This window comes from Sorangium sp. So ce381 (assembly GCF_051473845.1).
Lineage (GTDB): Bacteria > Myxococcota_A > Polyangia > Polyangiales > Polyangiaceae > Sorangium > Sorangium atrum.
Window position 1 is genome coordinate 12608526 of sequence record NZ_CP150336.1, and the last position, 19491, is coordinate 12628016.

Consider the following 19491-nt stretch of genomic DNA (forward strand, 5'->3'; position numbering starts at 1 on the left):
CGCGGGAGACGTTCGTCATGACCAAGGCTTGGAATCAGGCAGCTCTCGTTCTGATCGCCGCGGCCGCGCTCGGCTCGGCGGCGCTCGGGTGCGCGTCGGATCCCGCGCCGCCGGGCGGATGCCCTGGCGCGCGCGCGGCGACTGGCGCGTGCATCGGCGTCCCCGCGGGGGCGCTCTGCGACAGCGACTTCTGCGCCGCTTCGGTCGATTGCGCCGAGGTCGTCGAGGTCTCGAGCGCCGCCGCGCTCTCGCAGGCCACCGAGGCCGCGCGACCTGGGGCGTGCATCGCGCTCGGCCCTGGCGCCTACGGCCCGATCGATCTGCCCCCCGGCGTGAGCCTCCTCGGCCGGGGCGCTGGCTCCGTGAGCGTCGCGGCGGTCTCGCTCGCGGCCGGCGAGGGCGCCGTCCTCCGGGGGCTGACGGTGGGCGAGGGCGGCGTGCGGATCGCGGCCGGCGCGCGGGCGCGGATCGAGGCGGTGCGCGTCGTCGGCAGCGCGTCCGACGGCGTGACGCTCGGCCTCGGCGCGTCGCTCGACCTCGTCGCGTCGGCGATCGAGGGCTCCGCGCGGTACGGCCTGAGCGCGTTCGACGCAGGTCGCGTCGCCGTCGTGCGGTCCGTCGTCTCGGGCTCGCAGGGGCCGGGGCTGTGGGCGCAGTGCACCGGCGGCTGTGACTGCGAGGCGCCGGTGGAGCTCCACGTCGAGGACGCTCTCGTCCGCGACAGCAAGGTGATCGGCGTGTCCCTCGTCGGAGCGCGCGCGACGATGTCTCGCGTCGAGGTCAGCGGCAATGGCCTGAGCGGGTTCGATCCGAGCGGCGGCATCTCCGCGTCCGGCTGCTCGACCCTCGACGCGGCGGCCCTCACGATCGCCGACAACACCGGGTTCGGTCTCCTGATCGATCGAGCGAACGCAGCCCTCGGCGAGAGCGGCGAGGGCTTCGAGGTGAGCGGCAACCAGCCCGGCATCTGGATCCAGAACACGACGCCGGAGCAGACGGTCCAGCTCACGGGAGGCCTCCTCGAGAAGAACCGGGCCATCGGCCTGGGGATGAGCGGCGACGCGCACGGCATCATCATCGACGGCATGCGCATCGCCGGGACCTTCGCCGACTCGGCGGTGGTGAGCGCGGACGGCGGGCTCGCCCAGGAGGTCGTGGGCGACGGCGTGAGCTGGCAGGAGCGCGCGCAGGCCGCGATCTTCGGGCTCGTCCTGAGCGGCAACGGGCTCGAGTCCCTCAACCCCTCCATCAGCCCGTCCCGCCGCGCGAGCGTGCTCATCGACGGCGGCGTCGGCCCGGACAGCCGCCTCTCCGCCGTGACGCTGGAGGGCGGCGACGAAGCGGCGGGCATCGTCCAGCAGCGTCTGCCGGCTGGCGGCGTCAGCCCGCTGCGCGGCGCGGATGTCCCGCGCATCGTGACGAGCCCGGAGGCGCTGTTCTCCGTGCCCGTCGCGCCCATCGCGCCCGCGGCGCTCGACGCCCCTTGAGGCCTGCATCACCGCGGCGACGGCCCGGTTCTGGGACCGCGCCCCGAGATGAGCGCAGGAGCGCGTCGGGTCCACAACTGCACCGACAAAAAGTAAGTGGGCCCGCCACACTCGCTTTCCGCTACCGTTGCTCCCTTCCGGGCCTGGCGGGGTTCACGGCGCGCTGTCGGCGGACCCATGAGGTCCCAGGCGCTTTCGCCTGATGCAGGGACTTCGTAGTCGAACCTCGTCCCCATGTCGAGCCCCACGACGCGTGCGGCGGCGATTCGTGGGCCATGGCGTTCCGGCTCCCTGGCGAACGCAGCGCCGCCTACGCCACCCACGTCTCACGGCTACGTCTCTGGTTCTCTCCTCGGAGCCATCGGGGGTGAGCGCGGTGCGAGTGAGGTGTGAGCGTGAGATGCGATCGAGGTGTGCAAAGGGCGGAGGTGTGAGCGCGGCGCGATGGATCGACCCGGTGTGGCATCGGCCGGGACTTGCCTCGTTCAGGAAGCCCCGTACGCTTGGAGGTGTCGTGGATCCGTTCGATTCCGAGGACGAGGGACGGGGCAGCCGGCTGACTCCGGTGCTTCTCTTCATCGGCTCCGCAGCGCTGGCAGCGGCCGCGCTCCGGTTCGCCTGGCAGCAGCCGGTGATCATGGGGGCGGTGCTCAGCGTCGTTCTCGCGTTCGGCGCGGCCCGCTGGCTCGCTCGCCGCAAGCTGCGCCGGCTGCTGCGCTCGGGCGATGTGGGCTCTGTGCTGCGGCGCTGGTCGTCGTCGCTTCACCGCGTCCCGCACCCCGCCACGATGGCTCCGCTCATGACGGCGACCGCGTTCGCGGCCTATGGTTGGGTCGAGAAGGCGCGCGCGGCGATGGCCGCCGCCGAGCGGGGGCCCGCGTGGGAAGCGGCCCTCGAGCACCGCCTCTTCCTCGACACGCTCCTCTGCACCTTCGAGGGCGATCGCGACACGGCGCTCGCGCAGGCGGGTCGCCTGGCGCGCCTCCCTCTCCCGGACATCAGCTCGCCTTTCCGCAGCCGGGTGGTCACCTTGCGGTCGGCGGCCGGCGCGCTCGCCCGCGCCTTCGCCCACACGAGCGTGCCGGGCGACCGCGCGCTGCTGGAGCGCGCGAGCGAGGCCAGCCCGCTCGTCTTCTGGGCCATGCGCTACGCCGCGGCCGTCGTCGCCATCGACGAGGGCGAGCTCACCCGCGTCGAGGAGCTCCTCGCCGACGCGCCCTCCTGGCCCCAGGAGTCGACGTTCCGCGCCTTCCACGACGAGATCGCCGATCGCGCCGGCCTTCCCCGCCCGGCGAGCGCGTAGCGGGCTGGTCATCGCGCGCGCCGCTTCGCGCGGCGCCGACCGGGAACGCCGGTCCTTCCAGAGGCCGCGCCGGCTTCTCGTTCGCGCAGGCTCAGCCCTGGAACAGCGTGCGGATGTAGCAGTACGCGCGCGCGCCGGGGGCTGCGCTGGCGGGGTCTTCCGGCGAGTCCGGCACGAACGCGCCGAGCGCGCCGAGCGCGCCGCCGAGGGTGAACGTGCGCAGCAGGATCCTCGCCTGCGTGCCCGCGAAGCACGGCTTGCGGTAGGCGATCTCCACCCTCCGGGCGAGCACCGCCGTGCTGTGGCCTTGCGCCGAGAGACGCCGCAGCGCGGCCTCCGCGAAGAGCCGCGGGTACACGAGCGAGTTCACGTGCTGGTTCCCGTCCGTGTGATCCAGGCCGAACGCCACGGGGATCGGATCCAGGGTCGGCTTCGCGTCGAGCGGCTCCGCGCCCTCGGGCAGGCCCATCAACGCCTCCGGCGAGCGAAAGTCGTAGCGCTCGGGCGGCACCGCCGGCAGATCCGGGGACTCGAAGCGCAGCACCTTGCGCGCCTCGGGAGCCGCGAAGGGCCGCGTGAAGACGTGCTCCGCGAACACGCGACCGACCTGGATCGGCTCGCCCGCGCCGGGCGGCGGCGGGCCGTAGGTCCGGCTGCGGCGCCCGCTGGCCGAGAGCCACATGGCGAGGATCAGCCGGTTCACCTGGGAGGTGGCGTCCTCCGTGTGCGCCAGCTGGTAGCGGCCCTGCAGCTGCAGCGCCTCCCGCGTCGCGAGCGGCCCCTCTCCGCCCTCGATGATGAGGCGCGTGAGGATCGGGACGATCCCTTGCGTGCGGATGAGCGCCTCGACGGGGCTCGCCTGCAGCAGCTTCACCCAGACCGCGGGCCCGAGGCCGTGCGGCAGCGCGTCCAGCATCACCCGTCCGTTCTGGCTGACGTCCTCGAAGCGGAGGTGCATGACGGCGGTCGCCTGTTGCTGTTCGGGGACGCAAGGCTCGTCAGGGAAGTAATGCATGCCCCGTCTCCATAGCTGACGCCGCCGCGCGCCGCATGGGCCAGCGCCCTGGCGCCGCCATCGCCGGCCAGGCCGACGGCGCGCGTGCATGGTACGATCGCCGCGTGACGCTCCTGAAAATCGCCCACATCGGCAACCCCGTCCTCAGGCAGCGAGCGCGTGAGGTCACGCCAGGAGAGCTCTCCTCCCCTGCGATGCAGGCGTTCATCGACGACCTGGTGGAGACGATGCGCGACGCGAACGGCGCGGGCATCGCCGCCACTCAGGTCCATGCGCCGGTGCGCATCTTCGCGGTCGAGGTGCAGAACAACCCTCGTTACCCGTACAAGCCGAACATCCCGCTCACCGTCGTGGTCAATCCGGTGATCGAGCCGCTCACGCAGGAGACGTTCGAGAACTACGAAGGGTGCCTGAGCGTCCCCAACCTGAGGGGTGTTGTCGACCGCTATACGGAGATCCGGCTCACCGGCCTCGATCGCGACGGGAGGCCGATCGACCGCATCGTGCGCGGGCTATCGGCGGGCACCTTCCAGCACGAGAAGGATCACGTCGACGGCGTGCTCTTCGTCGATCGCGTGAAGGATCCGCGGACGCTCTGCACCTGGGCGGAGTTCGACCGCTATCACAAGCAGCCCTTCGTCGAGCGCATCGTCCCGTTCATCCAGCGGATGGGCGGCTGATGTGCCTCGTCGCGCGCGCCCTGCGCGGCGCGCGTGATCGCGTGAGCGCGTGGACCAGAGCGCTCGGCACGAGCTCGAGCGCCCTCGCGGACATGCGCTTCCGCTAGCGCCGGCCGCACGTCTCTCGCCCGCGCTGGCGGGGAGGGACGTGCGGCGTCTGCCGGCGGGGAGCGATCAGGAGCCGCCGCCGGTTCTTTCTTCGCGCTCGATCTGCTCCTGGTACGCGACGCTGTAGCGCGCCCATGGACGCAGCTTGAGGCGGCGGTAACCGATGGGCTCGCCGGTGCCCTCGCACATCCCGTAGCTCCCCTCCTTCATCTTGGCGAGAGCGCGATCGATCTCGGCGAGCACGCGGACATCGCGCTCCAGGAGCTTCGACGTCAGCGACGTCGCGCCCTCGGCGTTGGCCTCGTCCATCTCGTCGCCCACCTCGCGCGAGATGTCGCGCTCTGCGTGCTGCCGCTCATCGATGTTGGCGACGAGGCTCGCCCGGCGCTCCTCGAGGGCCTGCCTGAGCTCGTCGAGCTGCTCCTGCGTGAGATCGGGCAGATCGGAGTCGTCCGTTTCGGGCGCCGCGCGGCGCACAGGCGGCCTCGGCATGGCGGCTGCCGTCGTGGCGGACGTCTCCGGCCGCGCCGGGTTCATTCCGTCGCGACTCGCACCTTCACGGTTGTTCATTGTTTCCTCTCATCTTTTCGGTGGCAATTCGCGTACCGATCTTGAACGTGGGCGGACGAAGCACGCGCGTGGCGCGGTGACCAGGGAACACGACCGAGCAGAAGCAGCCGCGCCAGGTTACTGGTTGTGGTGATAGCGCATCCACGAGCCTATGGCTTCGTGATGCCGGCCATTCGAAGCCCTGCCGCGACGAGCGCGCCGATGTCCTCGAGCACGGGCTTCGACACGTTGATCGAGATCTCGGCCCGCGGCGCGGCGCCGCCCTGCTGCTGGGTCGTGACGAACATTAGCCCTTCCCCTTTGTGGGGGAGCTTTGCCAGCGCTTCGCCGAAGATTCGAGCTTCCTGAGGCAGCGCCACCGGCGCCGCGCCGGGCTGATCCAGCGTCGAGAGCACGCTCTGAAACGTGCGGGTGATCGGGGCGAGCGTCGAGAATCCACCCCAGGCGAACTTCCCGGTCTTCAGCTTCTCGAGCCCCGGACGTGACGCGAGCGTCGCTGCGGTGGGCGCGCCCGCTTTCACCGTGGCGAGCCGCCTCAGCAGGTCGCCCTTGTCGTGTCCGAAGGCGATCCACGTCGCTTTCTCCTCACCCATGACGAGGAGGTGGAGCGTCATCGTCAGCTTGGGCCTCTGCTTGCCCTTGGCGGCGGGGGTCGAGCCCGCGTCGCCGTCGAGCGGCGGGAGATCGCGGACGATCTGGATCTCGACGGCGAGCGACGTCTTCCCGAGCTCCTTCGGCGCCTGAACCGTCTTGACCGTCGGCAGCTCCTTCGGATCGACGTCGATCTCCGGGAGCCGCTTGCGCAGCCCGGGCGTGTTGTAGGCGGTGACGGCGTTCTTCACGTACTTGATGAGCGCGTCGGGGGCCTCCTCGAACCCGAACAGGTTCCAGCCGACGAAGCCCCCCATCATCTTGTCGAGCGCCTCGTTCGGCGCCGGCTTCCCGGCCTGGGCAGCGGCGGGAGGCGCGTCGGGGTACCCGTGGGCGGACACGCTCGGCCCCTGGTTGATCGGCAGCGAGAGGAGGTCGGCGAGCGCCTTGCGATCGGCGGGCTTGCCGATCTTCTCCTTCTCCAGCCACCCTTCGAGCATCTCGCGCAGCGTCTTCAGGATGCCGCCGTAGTGCGCCGGGTCGTAGCCGTGGTCGAAGAACGCGCCGGCGCTGTCCTTCGGCGCGCGCCAGTAGAGCTCCGGCGCGGCCCCGGCGCGCTTCGCCCTGTCGGCCATCGTCTTGGCGAGCCACGACGACTGGCCCCGGAGCTCCAGGGCCGCCGTGAGGTTCACGCAGGACTGGTTGTCGACCTGGAGATCGACGACCGCCTTGCTCGCGTCGTTGATGAGCGCCTCGAGCTCCTGCTGGACGCCGGTCGCCGCGTCGGTGAGCGCCCGGTCGAACTGGGGCTGCCCGATCGAGAGCTGGCTCTGCGCGAGGATCGGGAGCCCGCCGAGCTGCTGCTTCGCCATGCCGCCGAACTTCGTGCTGAGCGGGACGAAGCGGACCTCGCCGTGGAGATCGCGCGCCTCGGGCGCGAGCGTCGGCAGCGTGCGCGCGAGGTACGGCCCGAGCGTCGTCACGTCCCGGTCCCGATCGCCGCAGAGGAGCCGCGCGGGCGCCGAGCCGGCGGACGCGGCGAGGAAGCAGCTCGACGACGAGGGCTCCTTGCCGCCGATCTTCCACATGCCCGGCTTCACCTCGGTGAGGGACGCGCCCGCCTCGAGCGCGCCCTTCGCCCGCTCGAGCGACGTGAGCCCGAGCGACACGGCCGCCACGGGCTTGCCCCGCTTCGAGCTGTCATCGAGCGCGACGATCAGGTGCACCGGCGCGTCGAGCGCGAGCACCGCGGCGAGCTGGTCCGTATTGATGGAAGGGCTCACGAGCTCGCTCAGCACACCCGAGGAGAACGCCTGCGCTCCCGTCTCCGCGAGCGCCGGAGGCAGCCCGGCGCACGTCGCGATGCTCGACAGCGTCGCCGCGGGGTTGCTCCAGCGGAGCACGCCCACGATGTCGGCCGGCTCGGCGACGGGGGATAGATCGAACGCCGGGCTGGCGGCGACCTGCGCAGGCCCGGCCTTGACCTCGCCTTGTCCTGCTGTCGGCGCGACAGGCGCGGGGGACGGCCCGCAGGCGAGGGAACCGGCCATCAGGACCAGGGGGGCGATCGGCAGGAGAGTTCGCATGAGCGCCCGTTATACGGCTCCCGGACATCCGAGTCGACGCCCAAGGAGCGCGCTGCGCAGGCGACGGCTGCATGCGCCGCCTACCGCGCGGCGGTCGCCGCAAATGCGAACGAGCGCGGACGAATCCGCGCTCGTTGCGTTTGGCGCTTGGCGAACGAGCGCGGAGGGATCCGCGCTCGTTCGCCCACCGTCGAGGAGCGGGCTCCTCGCGTCGATCAGTTCGACTCTTCGAACTCCGCGTCGATGACCGAGTCCTTCCCCTTGCTGCCGGCGGGGGGCGGCTGCTGGCCTCCCGGCGCGCCGCCGGGCGCGGCGCCGCCGCCGTCCTGGGGCGGGCCGGCCTTCTCGTACATGACGCTCGCGATGCGGTGCGCTTCCTTCTCGAGCTTCTCCAGCGCCGCGCTCACGGCCGCGTCGTCCTGCTTCTCGATGGCCGACCGCCCCTCGGCGATGATCCCGTTCAGCGCCGAGACGTCGCCCTCCGGCAGCTTGTCCTTGTTCTCGCTGATCGTCTTCTCCAGCGTGTAGCAGAGGTTATCGAGCTTGTTGCGCCGCTCGATCTCCTCGCGCCGGCGCTTGTCCTCGGCCTCGTGCGCCGCCGCCTCGTTGACCATCCGGTTGATCTCGTCCTCCTTCAGGCCGCCCGACGCGGTGATCGTGATGCGCTGGTCCTTGCCGGTGGCCGTGTCCTTGGCGTGCACCGAGAGGATGCCGTTCGCGTCGATGTCGAACGTCACCTCGATCTTCGGCACGCCGCGGGGCGCCGGCATGATCCCTTCCAGGTGGAAGCGGCCCAGGGTCCGGTTGTAGCGGGCCTCGGTGCGCTCGCCCTGGAGCACGTGGACCTCGACGCTGGGCTGGCTGTCGGTCGCGGTCGAGAAGATCTCCTTCTTCTGCGTCGGGATCGTGGTGTTCCTCGAGATCATCACGGTCATCACGCCGCCGAGCGTCTCGACGCCGAGCGAGAGCGGCGTGACGTCGAGCAGCACGAGATCCTTCACGTCGCCCGAGAGCACGCCCGCCTGGACCGCGGCGCCGACGGCCACGACCTCGTCCGGGTTCACGCCCTTGTGGGGCTCCTTGCCGAAGAACTTCTTGACCGTCTCCTGGACGAGCGGGATGCGGGTCGAGCCGCCGACGAGGACGATCTCGTCGATCTGCTGCGGCGACTTCTTCGCGTCGGCGAGCGCCTTGCGGGTCGGCTCGAGCGTGCGGTCGATGAGCGGCCGGATCATCTGCTCGAGCTTCGCCCGGGTGAGCTGCTTCTGGAGGTGCTTCGGCCCCGAGGCGTCCGCGGTCAAGAACGGCAGGTTGATCGTCGTCTCCTGCACGTTCGAGAGCTCGATCTTCGCCTGCTCCGCGGCGTCCTTGAGCCGCTGCACGACCATCTTGTCGTTCGAGACGTCGATGCCGGTGTCCTTCTTGAACTCGGCCGCGAGCCAGTCCATCACGAGGTGGTCGACGTCGTCGCCGCCGAGGTGGGTGTCGCCGTTGGTCGAGATGACCTGCACGACGTTGTCGCCGACCTCGAGGATCGAGATGTCGAACGTGCCGCCGCCGAAGTCGTAGACGGCGATGACCTGCTCGTTCTTCTTGTCGAGCCCGTACGCGAGCGCGGCGGCCGTGGGCTCGTTGACGATGCGCTTCACGTCGAGCCCGGCGATGCGGCCCGCGTCCTTGGTCGCCTGGCGCTGCGAGTCGTTGAAGTACGCCGGCACGGTGATGACGGCCTCGGTCACCTTCTCGCCGAGGTAGTCCTCCGCGGCCTTCTTCAGCTTCTGAAGGACCTTCGCGGAGACCTCGGGGGGCGACATCTGCTTGCCGCGCACGGCGATCGAGGCGTCGCTGTTCTTGCCCTTGCTGACCGTGTACGGGACGCGCTTCGCCTCTTCCTGCACCTCCTCGAAGCGGCGCCCCATGAAGCGCTTGGCGGAGTAGATCGTGTTGGTGGGGTTCGTGACTGCCTGGCGCTTGGCGATCTGTCCGACGAGCACCTCGCCCTTGTCGTCCCAGGCCACGACGGACGGCGTGAGGCGCGAGCCCTCCTCATTCACGATGACCTTGGGCTCCTTGCCCTCCATCACCGCGACGACGCTGTTGGTCGTGCCGAGATCGATGCCGATGATCTTGCCCATGACGTTGAACCCTCCGAGAACTGTTTGCGCGACGGCCTGATGACCACGGGGGGCGAGAAGACCCGACCGGCCAGCAGGGCTCAGCTGACAGCTGCCGCGAGCCACCGCTCCAGAGCCGTCAAAAACCGCTGGGAATCCGGATACTTTCGCCGAGTTTTCGCGAGCTCGCTGGCTCGCGACCGCGAAGCTAACCATGTGCGCCCGAGCGTCAACGCCGCCCCTAGCAATTGCCGTGCGCGCGGGCTGGGGCTGCCCGGACCTTGACCGGAGCCAGGTCACGCCGCACCTAAGGTGTCCGCGCTTCGCTCCGCCAGCGTCTCGATCCGGGGGCCTCGCTCCTGGAGGAAGCGCGGCGGGCTCGGCCGGCAGCGCCAGGGCCGCCTCGCTGCGCGGCCTCGCGAAAATCAGCGAAAACTCGCGCAACGTCGTGAACGCGAAAACGACGGCGAGCGGGCCGGACGAGAACCGGACGAGAGACAGAAGAGCGGGCGCGTCTGAGGGGCTTCTTGCGGTCCAAGACGCGCTGAGCTATAGGCGCCCTCCCTCGCAACACCCGAAGGACTCACCATGAAGCCCGGCATCCACCCCGAGTACAAGGCCTCCACGATCACCTGCGCGTGCGGCGCCGTCGTCGAGACCCGCTCCACCCGCGGCAGCTTCACCACCGACGTCTGCTCCGCCTGCCACCCGTTCTACACGGGCAAGCACAAGATCATGGACGTCGCCGGCCGCGTCGACCGCTTCCGCAAGAAGTACGCGACCGCAGGCAAGTAGCCGCGCCGATCGTCCCTCTCGCCCCGATATCCCTTCTTTTGCCGGATTCGCCCGTCACGCCACGCCCGCCCGGGGCGTGGCGGATGGATGGGCTCGCCCCGAGCTCGCTCCCTGCGGAGCGTGAGCGGCCGAGACGTCGCGCGCCGCGGACGCGGGCGGACACGGATCGGACGCAGATCGAACGCGGATCGAACGACGTCGGCACGTTCATCTGTGCGGCGCTGGTCGGTCGGGCCGATGCGCTGGCCGTGTTATGCGCTAGATTGGAACGCGTATGAGCGATCAGCCTGCACGTCCGTATATCGGCGGCCAAGCGGTCATCGAAGGGGTCATGATGCGGTCGCCGAGCTCGGTCGCGATCGTCTGCCGGCGCCGCTCGGGAGAGCTGGTCGTGCGCGAGCAGCCGATGACCGCCGTCTCGAAGGGGGCGCGCACCTGGCCGTTCGTGCGGGGGATCGCGACCCTCGTCGAGTCGCTCCGCCTGGGATCCCAGGCGCTCCGCTGGTCCGCGGACCTCTACGAGCAAGATCTCTCGGACGAGGAGGCGGGCTCGGCCAAGGGGCCGGAGGCCAAGCGCTCGAGCACAGGGCAGGCGGGCGGGGTGAACCTCACCTCCCTGGCGCTCAGCATGGCGGCGATCGCGGCGCAGGACGTGGAGCCCGCGCAGATCACGGGCAGCCCCGCGCCGGGCGGCCAGGGCGAGGGGAAGAAGCGGGGGGGAGGGATGGGCATGATCCCGATCCTCTTCGCGGTCCTGCTCTTCGTGGCGGCGCCCCAGGCCGGCGCCGAGCTGGTCAACAAGCTCCTGGGCCTCGGGCTCGAGGTCACGTCGCCGGCGTTCCAGGCGATCACCGGCGTGGCGAAGCTCGCCATCGTCGTCGGCTACCTCCTCCTGATCCGCCAGATCCCCGAGGTTCGACGCGTTTTCCAGTACCACGGCGCCGAGCACAAGGCGATCTCCACCTACGAGGCGCGCGAGGTCCTCGAGGTCGAGAACGCGCGCCGGAAGACGGCCATGCACCCCCGCTGCGGGACGACGTTCCTCGTCATGGTGGCGCTCGTGTCGATCGTGGTGTTCTCGGTGGCCGGGGCGTCCCTCGGGGCGCTCCTGCCCAAGCTGCCCGGCGGCCGGCTCGTCGAGAGCGTCACCTTCTTTCTGATGAAGCTGCCGTTCCTCCCGCTGATCGCCGCGGTCACCTTCGAGATCCAGCGGATCTTCGCGCGTTATTGCACCACCGGCCCGCTCCGCGTGCTGCTCTGGCCGGGGTTCCTGGTCCAGAAGATCACCACGGCGGAGCCCGACGATGCGCAGCTGGAGATCGCCCTCGCGTCGCTCCGTGCGACGCTCTGGCGCGAGGCCTCGGTGGCCGCTCCAGTCCAGCCCGATCGGGTGTTCGCCGACTACTCCAAGCTGCTGGCCGACCCCGGCTACGCAGGCGCCCACGGCTAGCGCGCGCCGGCTCCGCCGGGCCCCTCGCCGCCGTCCAACCCCGCGTCGTCTTCGGATTGCAGATGCTACCTATCGCGAAACTCGAGGCGGTTCAGCGCCGCTTTCAGGAACTCGAGCACCTCATGTGCAGCCCGGCGGTGCTCTCCGCGCCGGCCGAGCTCCAGCGGCTCAACCGCGAGCGGACCGAGATCGAGCCCGTGGTCGTCGCCTTCGCCCGGCTGCGGGACGTCGAGCGGCGCATCGCCGAGGATCGCGAGGCGCTGAGCGATCCCGACCTGTCCGAGCTCGCCCAGGCGGAGCTGCCCGAGCTCGAGCTCGAGCGAGAGCGGCTCGCCGCCGAGCTCGAGGTGCTCCTCCTGCCGAAGGACCCCAACGACACGCGAAACACCGTGATCGAGATCCGCAGCGGCGAGGGCGGCGAGGAGGCGGCGCTCTTCGCGGCCGATCTCTTCCGCATGCTCTGCCGCTACGCAGAGACGAAGCGGTGGAAGGTCGAGGTGCTCAACCTGAGCGAGGCTTCCGCCGGCGGCTACAAGGAGGTCGCGGCGCTGATCACGGGGCAGGACGTCTACTCCCACCTCCGGTACGAGGGCGGCGTCCACCGCGTTCAGCGGGTCCCCTCGACCGAGACGCAGGGGCGGATCCACACCTCGACCGCGACGGTCGCCGTGCTGCCCGAGGCCGACGAGGTCGACGTGCACATCGACGAGAAGGACCTGGAGATCTCGATCGCCGCGTCGGGCGGCCCCGGCGGCCAGGGCGTCAACACGACGAACAGCGCCGTGCAGCTCAAGCACCTGCCGACGGGCATGATCGTGAAGTGCCAGGACGAGCGCTCCCAGCTGAAGAACAAGGCGAAGGCGATGAAGGTGCTCCGGAGCCGGCTGCTCGAGCTCGAGCAGCGCCGGCAGGAGGAGGCCCAGAGCGCCGAGCGAAGGACGATGGTCGGCACGGGGGAGCGGGCGCAGAAGGTGCGGACCTACAACTTCCCGCAGAACCGCGTGACGGATCACCGGATCGGCCTGACGCTGCACAAGCTCGACAAGATCATCGAAGGGGATCTCGACGAGCTCATCGGCGCGCTGCGCACGCACCGCCAGGCGGAGCTCCTGCGGCGCGGCGGGCTCTCGGGGCCCGGCGCGCTGGAGCCCGCCACGTGATGGGGGCGCCGCCCATCGGCGCGCCGCCCATCGACGCGCCGGCCGTCGATCCGGAGGCGCTGCTCGTCGCGCTCGTGCTGGCGCCGTCGACCTTCTCGCGAAACCGCTTCTTCTCGCTGTACGCCGACCCGGAGGCGCGCCGTGTGCGGCGGCGGGCGGCGCTGCTCAGGAGCATCGTGCGGCAGCTGGTCGCGGGCGCGGACCGCGCCGGGCTCGCGCCCGCCGCGAGCGGCGGCGCGCTGCTCACCTACGACGTGCCGTCGCTCGGGTTGAAGCGCACCGCCGCGCTCGACGCCCTGGAGCTCGCGGTGCTCCGCATCGCGGTCGCGCGCGGAGCGGTCCCTCGGGCCGAGCAGCCAGCAGGCGGGGACGCCGCGCCGAGCTCGGCGACAGGCGCCGCCTTGCCGCGCGATCTCCTCCCCGAGCCGGCAGATTCGTCGCGGATCGAGCGCGTGCTCGCCCGGCTGCTGCCCGAGGGGAAGCGCGGCGGAACGCTGGAGCCTCCCGGCGAGGGGGCGCCGGGAGAGCCGGACCCCGGGACCAGGGCGCTGCCGCGTGACCGGGCGCGGCGTGACTCGCAAGCACCCTAGGAGTAGGAGGCGGCCATGTGCATCTTCTGCAAGATCGCGAACAAGGAGATCCCGTCGAAGGTCGTGTTCGAGGACGAGCACGTCATCGCCTTCCACGACGTGAACCCGCAGGCGCCCACGCACGCGCTCGTCATCCCGAAGCGCCACATCGCGGGCATCGCCCAGGCCACGCCCGAGGACGAGGCCATCCTCGGCCGGCTGCTCCTCGCAGCGCGGCGGGTGGCAGAGCTGACCGGCATCGCGGAGAGCGGCTTCAGGACCGTGGTGAACAGCGGCGCGAACGCCGGCCAGACGGTCTTCCACATCCACGTCCACGTGATGGGTGGAAGGCCGATGGCCTGGCCTCCGGGCTGAACGCCGCCCGCGCCGGCCGCGCTCCGAGCGAGCGCCGCGCCGACCGCGCTCAGCGGACGTCGCGGGCGGCGCTCACCACCGCGTCGAGCCACGCCGCCTCGTCGTCGCGGAGCGACGGCTGCCGCGGCAACGCGGTCGGCAGGGCGCGGGGCCGCGACGCGCCGTGGGCACGGAGGTGCGCGGACGTGATGGCGCCGACGCGCCCACCCACGCCGAGGAACAGCGCGAAGAGATCCGGGCCCACCGCGCGCCGCGGGGCGGGCCGCACCGCGAGCTCGGCGCCGGACGCGAGCCGCGCGGTGAACCCGGCGACGAGGTGATCGACCGGATCGCTCCACGGATCCGGGGCGCCGGGGGCGCCCGCCGCGATCCACGCGTCGACCGTCAGCTCGGGCGAGGTCGCGCCGAAATCGATCGCCAGCGTGAGGCCGCGCTGCTCGAGGGCGCGCTCGATCTCGCCGAGGCGAGCGGCGCCGGCGGCGTGCACGAGCATGGAGTCGCCGTCGAGCACCGGCGCAGCGGGCGGCGGCGGCAGCGGGCGGCGCGCGGCGGAAGAGCCCTCGCGCGGGAGCAGGTTGCCAGGGTTCATGACGCCGGCGGGGTCGAAGACGCCGCGGAGCGCATGGATGACGTCGGCGCCGAGGCCGAGCTCGGCGCCGAGCCGCGGCGCCTTGCTCCGGCCGACCCCGTGGTGATGCGAGAGCGTCCCGCCGGCGTCGATCGCGGCGTCGAGGGCCGCCCGCCAGGCCGCGTCGTACTTCGCCTCGGCCGCCGCGACGCTCGGCGCGCTGCCAGCGAAGGTGAAGTAGATGCTGCAGCCGTCCGGGTACGCGTGGGACAGGTGAGCCATCACGAACACGTGGCGCCCGAGCGCGCCGCGCACCGCGCGGTAGAGCCCGTCCAGGCGCGACCAGGGCGCGGCGACCTCCATGGTGTCGCTGAAGGCGCCGGCCATGAACACGGGCGCCTGGCGGTAGCTCACGCTGTAGCGGTGCGCGAGCCAGTGGCGCGCGGGCTCCTCGCCGAGCGGCCTGGCCCCGCCGCGCTCCGCGATCGCCGCGGCGCGGGCGAGGTCGTCCGCGCTCGCGCGCGCCGTGCCCTCGAAGATGAGGATGAGCGTCGCGCCGCGGAGCACGCGCGACCCGACGCCGTCGACGATCTGGTTGAGGAGCCCCGGCGCGCGCAGCAGGCCGCGAAGCACCGCGGCGCCGGCGCCAGGGCCGCGCGCGCCGCGCGCGCCGCGCCCCCGCGCGGCCGCCCCCTCGGAGGATTCATCGGCTGCGCCGGCGTGGGCGCGCTGCCGGCGCACGGCGCCGAGCCGGGCCATGAAGGAGTCGAACGGGTCGTAGAGCCGCGAGACCGCCGGGCGGAGGCCGGCCTGGAACATCGCCCGCATCGCGTCCCATCCGGCCTCGACGCTGGGGAACGAGAACGCGGCGAAGGCGCGCGCCGGCGGCGCCGGGTGCAGCCGGAGCGTCGCGGCGGTGACCACGCCGAGCACGCCCTCGCTGCCGATGAGGAGCGGCGTGAGATCCGGGCCTCGCGCGCGCCGATCGAAGCGGACGATCTCGCCGCGGCCGACGACGCACTCGAGCGACGCGACCATGTCCTCGATCTTGCCGTAGAGCCCGGAGCACTGGCCGGCGCTGCGCGCCGCGACCCAGCCCCCCACGGTCGAGCAGAGGATGGAGGACGGGAAATGGCCGAGCGTGAAGCCCTCGGCGTTGAGCTCCTCCTCGAAGCGGATGCCGAGCGCGCCGGCCTCGACCTCGACCGACGGGGCCTCACGATCGAGCGAGCGGCGGCGGGAGAGCCGCTTGAGGTCGAGCACGACCGTGCGCTCGTCCGGCAAGACGCCGCCGCACACGCCTGAGCCCGCCCCGAAGGGCACCAGCGGGAGCCCCTCGTCGGCGCAGAAGCGCACCACCTGGGCGACCTCCGCCGTGGAGGACGGCCAGACGATCATCCCGGGCCGGTGCTCGGCGATGCGGCCCTCCGTCACCGCGAGGTGGTGCCGCGGCCAGAGATCGCGGGCGTAGGCGATCTGATCGACGGGGGAGGCGCTGCGCGGGATCCCCGGCAACGCGCGCGCGATCGCGGCCTCGAAGCTCATTCGCGGGGAGCCCTAGCGCCTCAGCTCCGCTCGGCAAGGACGATGAGCCGCGGCGACTCGGAGCCGAAGAAGACGCCGGGGTGCGCAGGGTGCCCGGTCACCTCGGTGACCTTGAAGCCCGCTTCGTGGAGCACCTTGCCGAGCTCGTGCAGCCCGTAGATGCGGAGCGAGTAGTCGAGCTCGCGCGAGCGGCCGTCCTCGAACATGACGGTGCGCTTCACCTTGAGCCTGCTCGTGAAGAAATCCACGTGCATCTCATCCATGCAGACGCAGCCGTCCCCCTCGAACCAGACGAGGCTCGGCTGGCGGGACGCCACGTAGTCGCGGTTGACGATGTCGAGCAGGAGCATTCCGCCGGGGCGGAGGGCGCGGCGGATGCGGGCGAGGACATCCGCGTTCTTCTCGTCGTCGAAGTAGCCGAAGCTCGTCGACCAGCAGTAGACGCCGTCGAAGGTCTCCTCGAACGTCATCTCCCGCATGTCGCCCTGGAGGAAGTTCAGCTTCTGGCCGCGGTCCTGCGCCTCGTCGGCGGCGCGGGCGAGCATGGCGAGCGACAGGTCGTAGCCGACCACGCTGTAGCCGCGGCTGGCGATCTCGATCGCGTGGCCGCCTGCGCCGCACGCGAGATCGAGGATCACCGCGCCCTTCTCGACGCCGAGCCGCTCCTCGATGAAATCGACCTCGCGGCGAACCACCTTGCTGTCGATCTTGTCGAGCGTGCGCAGGAAGTCGTCGCCGAAGAGCTCTTCCCACCACGGGCGCTTCCGGCGCGCGGCGGGCTCGGTCGAGGGGCCGGAGTCGTGCTCGACCTGCTTCGCCGCGGGCGCCGCCGCGGGAGCGGCAGGCCGCGCGGCCGCGGACGGCTCGCTGGGAGACGGGGGCGCCGACACGGGCGGCGCCGATACGGGCGGCGGCGGCACCGAGCTCGTGAACGTCGCGAGATCCGGCGACGCCAGCGCCTGCGCGCGCGGGCGCCGCGGCGGCAAGGGAGGCGGCGGCGGCTTCTTGGGTTGCGCGGCGTGCGGGTCGGTCTGCGCGGCCGAGCTCGCGTCGGCCAGCTCGGCCTCGCGCTCGGGCTCGACCTCCTCCAGCTCGACCTCGGTGCTCTTCGGCGGCACGGTGATGCGCGTCGGATCGCCCTGCCCCTGCTGGCGTTCGCCTCCTCCGGGAGGAGCGTCCGATAGCAGGGCCTTCGCCTCGTTGACGGGCTCGGACTCGGGCTCGACCTCCGCGAGCTCGTCCGCGCCCGCTCCCAGCGGCCAGTCCAAGGGGCGCGCGTCGATCTCCGGCGCCGAGGCCTGCCTCCTTGGCCGCCTTCGAGGCTCCGGCTGGAGGGCGTCGAAGGCGGCGTCGCGCGCCGTCGGCGGGCCCTCGGAGAGGCCCTCCTGGAACGACTCGAGGCCCATCCCGGTCGGGGCCTCGTCCGGCTGGATCCTGAACTGGAGCGGCGGCCACTCGTGCTCCGCCGGATCGGTCAAGAGCGGCGGTCTGGCGGGCTCGGCGACCGAGGCGACCGGCGGCACCGGCGGCAGGTCCGACTCGATGCTGACGATCTGCAGCGGCCGGATCACCGCGACCGAATCGGGATCGATGATGAGCCCACTCGGCGCCGGCATCGGCGGCAGGCTCGAGGATTTCGGGGACGGGCGCGGGACGGCACGGGGGGCGACCAGCTCCGCCAGGTTCGTCGCCGTCGCCGTCGCAGCCGCCGGCTTGCTGGCGGGCCTGGGGGGGCCATCGAGCGCGGGCTCGCTGGGAGGCCTGGGCGCCTCGAGCGTCGGGTAGCTGGGCCGCCTCTCGGAGGCGCTCGGCCACCCGTCGTCGTCCGCGTCGTCGAGCGCGCGCGAGCGCGGCGTCGCGGAATCCTCCGGCACGGTGGCGCGGTCCTGCGTGGCGACCTGATCGTCGGCCTGCTGCGCCGCGTCTCCGGACACGTTCACGAGCCGCCGCGAGCGCCGCCGCCCGGTCTTCGCGCCCTCGCCGCGCTCCACTTCCGCGGCCCGCTCCACCTCCGCAGCCAGCGATTGCCAGGACCGCCTGGAGCTGGGGTTCGTCGGCAGGGGAGCGCCGTGCCGCGAGCGCTCCGTGGGGGGGCCGGCGATCCGCGGGTCGAGATCGAGATCCGGGATCTCCGCGATCGGCCCGCCGGAGCTCCCGTCCGCGATGCCCGCGATGACGTCGAGGCGCGGCAGCGGCAGCGGGGTCGTCGTCGCGAGCTGCGGGCGCACGCTGGGGGCGCGCTCGGGCCGCGGAGCGGACGCTCGCGCGGGGAGCGAGCCCTGCTCTCCCTGCGGCGGCGGTGCGGCCGCGTTCCCTGCCTCGCCCGGCAGCGGCGCGCCGGGCTCTCCGGAGGCGCCGCCTTCCTGGGCGGGCGTAGCCAGGGGGTTGCGCGGCCGCTCGCTCGTCATCGCTGGTCCCCTCCGCCCAGCGGCTCGCCGTAGAGGATCGGCCCAGGAGCCCTGCTCCAGGGGGGCGCTACCCCGCGCTCCACGAACATGACCGCGGTGGATCCGAGGTGGAACTTGCCGATCTCCTCGCCGGCCGCGACCGGGAGGGCCGGCGAGATCGTGTGCAGGCCGAGCGGCACGTCGCGCGCGTCGACGGCGCTCACCGTGATCCGTCCGACGATCATCGCGCCCACCATCACCACCGTAACGCGGCCCTGGCGCTCCGTGTCGATCACGATCGCGACGCGCCGGTTGCGCGCGAAGAGGCCCGGGACGTGGCGCTCGCCGATCGCGTTCACCGGGAACAGCTCCCCCGGCATCGAGCGGATGAGGCTCACCTGCCCGGCGACGGGCGAATGGACCCGGTGGTAGTCGCGGGGCGACAGGTAGACGATCGCGAACTGCCCGCCGTCATAACGCGTGGCTTCCGCGGGGTCGCCCACGAGGTCTTCCACGCGGTAGGGCCGCCCTTTGATGGTCAGCCGCCCGCCGTCGGTCACGGGGCCGAGCGCTTCGACCCGTCCGTCGGCAGGGCTGGTGATGGCTCCGGGATCGGAGCAGACAGGGCGCATCCCCTCGCGGAGCTTGCGCGTGAAGAACGCGTCGAAGCTCTCGTAAGGGCTCGTCAGCACCTCGGCGGCGTCCATGTCGACGCGGTACGCGCGCGCGTAGAGCCTCACCACCGTGTTCAAGACGGCGGCGGGTGCCCTGGCGTCGCAGAGGCGGCCAACGGCCCGGGTAATGCGCTCTCGCGGAAGCACCCGCAACAGCTGTGCGGCGGCGTAGGTGGCAACGGTCATTGTGCGGAGCAGCGGTAACGATGCGGGAAAGAGAGCGGTGCAGGAATGCTAGGCCTCAGGAAGGACCTTGGTCAACGCTCGGGTCAGACGAACCTTCCAGCGTCGGCGCGATCCCCAGCCAGCGAGGGAGCTCAGCCTTGACGCGACGCACAGCGCGATCCGAGGCGCGACGCCAGGCCCGTCCCCCGCGCCCCACGTTTCTCCACGTCGCTGCGAGCGCGTCAATCGCGAAGCGCCGCTCCGCGCAAATGGGGGCGCGAGAGCGCGCCGGCCGCCCCGTCGGCGCGCTCCATTCTGAAGCGGCGATCCGGACCTCGCGCTGCAACTT

15 protein-coding genes and 1 other RNA gene are annotated in these 19491 nt (G+C 72.0%); 8 read left to right on the plus strand and 8 right to left on the minus strand.

What is annotated here, in order from left to right; genetic code table 11:
* Positions 1-17 precede the first annotated feature (17 nt).
* Complete coding sequence (locus WMF29_RS47430) at positions 18-1487, plus strand: hypothetical protein (protein WP_437326619.1); 1470 nt, start codon at positions 18-20, stop codon at positions 1485-1487.
* Between the two features lie 91 nt (positions 1488-1578).
* Here WMF29_RS47430 and ffs read toward each other — a convergent pair.
* An RNA gene (gene ffs / locus WMF29_RS47435) (signal recognition particle sRNA small type) lies at positions 1579-1668 on the minus strand.
* Positions 1669-2001: 333 nt separating this feature from the next.
* On the opposite strand from ffs, the gene WMF29_RS47440 reads away from it, so the two are divergent.
* Entirely contained in the window at positions 2002-2790 is a 789-nt protein-coding gene (locus WMF29_RS47440; protein ID WP_272096757.1) for a hypothetical protein, read from the plus strand.
* Between the two features lie 91 nt (positions 2791-2881).
* Here the strand turns inward: WMF29_RS47440 and WMF29_RS47445 are convergent, their stop codons facing one another.
* Positions 2882-3805 (minus strand): hypothetical protein, encoded by a 924-nt coding sequence (locus WMF29_RS47445; RefSeq protein ID WP_437326620.1) that lies wholly within the window; start codon positions 3803-3805, stop codon positions 2882-2884.
* 104 nt (positions 3806-3909) lie between these two features.
* Here WMF29_RS47445 and def point away from each other — a divergent pair, with 104 nt between their 5' ends.
* Complete coding sequence (gene def / locus WMF29_RS47450; protein ID WP_437326621.1) at positions 3910-4485, plus strand: peptide deformylase; 576 nt, start codon at positions 3910-3912, stop codon at positions 4483-4485.
* A gap of 174 nt (positions 4486-4659) precedes the next feature.
* On the opposite strand, the gene WMF29_RS47455 is transcribed toward def, so the two are convergent.
* The 3 genes from WMF29_RS47455 to dnaK form a co-directional block, all read right to left on the minus strand.
* Entirely contained in the window at positions 4660-5085 is a 426-nt protein-coding gene (locus WMF29_RS47455; protein WP_437326622.1) for a TraR/DksA family transcriptional regulator, read from the minus strand.
* Between the two features lie 227 nt (positions 5086-5312).
* On the minus strand, positions 5313-7340 hold the full coding sequence (locus WMF29_RS47460; protein ID WP_437326623.1) for a hypothetical protein: 2028 nt from the start codon (positions 7338-7340) through the stop codon (positions 5313-5315).
* Between the two features lie 215 nt (positions 7341-7555).
* Positions 7556-9475 (minus strand): molecular chaperone DnaK, encoded by a 1920-nt coding sequence (gene dnaK / locus WMF29_RS47465; RefSeq protein ID WP_437326624.1) that lies wholly within the window; start codon positions 9473-9475, stop codon positions 7556-7558.
* Positions 9476-10042: 567 nt separating this feature from the next.
* On the opposite strand from dnaK, the gene rpmE reads away from it, so the two are divergent.
* The 5 genes from rpmE to WMF29_RS47490 all read left to right on the plus strand — a co-directional run bounded on the left by rpmE (position 10043) and on the right by WMF29_RS47490 (position 13803).
* Positions 10043-10249 carry a 50S ribosomal protein L31 gene (gene rpmE / locus WMF29_RS47470; protein WP_012241637.1) on the plus strand — a complete coding sequence of 69 codons (207 nt, stop codon included), beginning with the start codon at positions 10043-10045 and terminating at the stop codon, positions 10247-10249.
* 274 nt (positions 10250-10523) lie between these two features.
* Entirely contained in the window at positions 10524-11699 is a 1176-nt protein-coding gene (locus tag WMF29_RS47475) for a DUF1385 domain-containing protein (RefSeq protein WP_437326625.1), read from the plus strand.
* Positions 11700-11761: 62 nt separating this feature from the next.
* Entirely contained in the window at positions 11762-12859 is a 1098-nt protein-coding gene (gene prfA / locus WMF29_RS47480) for a peptide chain release factor 1 (RefSeq protein WP_437326626.1), read from the plus strand.
* Positions 12859-13449: a hypothetical protein gene (locus WMF29_RS47485; RefSeq protein ID WP_437326627.1), complete on the plus strand. Its 591-nt coding sequence runs from the start codon at positions 12859-12861 to the stop codon at positions 13447-13449. The genes prfA and WMF29_RS47485 overlap by 1 nt, the downstream gene beginning before the upstream one ends.
* 15 nt (positions 13450-13464) lie before the next feature.
* Entirely contained in the window at positions 13465-13803 is a 339-nt protein-coding gene (locus WMF29_RS47490) for a histidine triad nucleotide-binding protein (RefSeq protein ID WP_437326628.1), read from the plus strand.
* Positions 13804-13852: 49 nt separating this feature from the next.
* Here WMF29_RS47490 and WMF29_RS47495 read toward each other — a convergent pair whose 3' ends face one another.
* The 3 genes from WMF29_RS47495 to asd are packed head-to-tail and all read right to left on the minus strand — an operon-like array spanning position 13853 to position 19046.
* Entirely contained in the window at positions 13853-15916 is a 2064-nt protein-coding gene (locus WMF29_RS47495) for an FAD-binding protein (RefSeq protein ID WP_437326629.1), read from the minus strand.
* Between the two features lie 20 nt (positions 15917-15936).
* The gene (locus tag WMF29_RS47500) at positions 15937-18324 is read right to left on the minus strand and encodes a methyltransferase domain-containing protein (RefSeq protein ID WP_437326630.1); all 2388 of its coding nucleotides are present in this window, start codon (positions 18322-18324) and stop codon (positions 15937-15939) included.
* Positions 18321-19046, minus strand: coding sequence for an archaetidylserine decarboxylase (asd, locus tag WMF29_RS47505; RefSeq protein WP_437326631.1), 726 nt, complete (start codon positions 19044-19046; stop codon positions 18321-18323). Before asd ends, WMF29_RS47500 begins: the two co-directional genes overlap by 4 nt.
* Positions 19047-19491 lie beyond the last annotated feature (445 nt).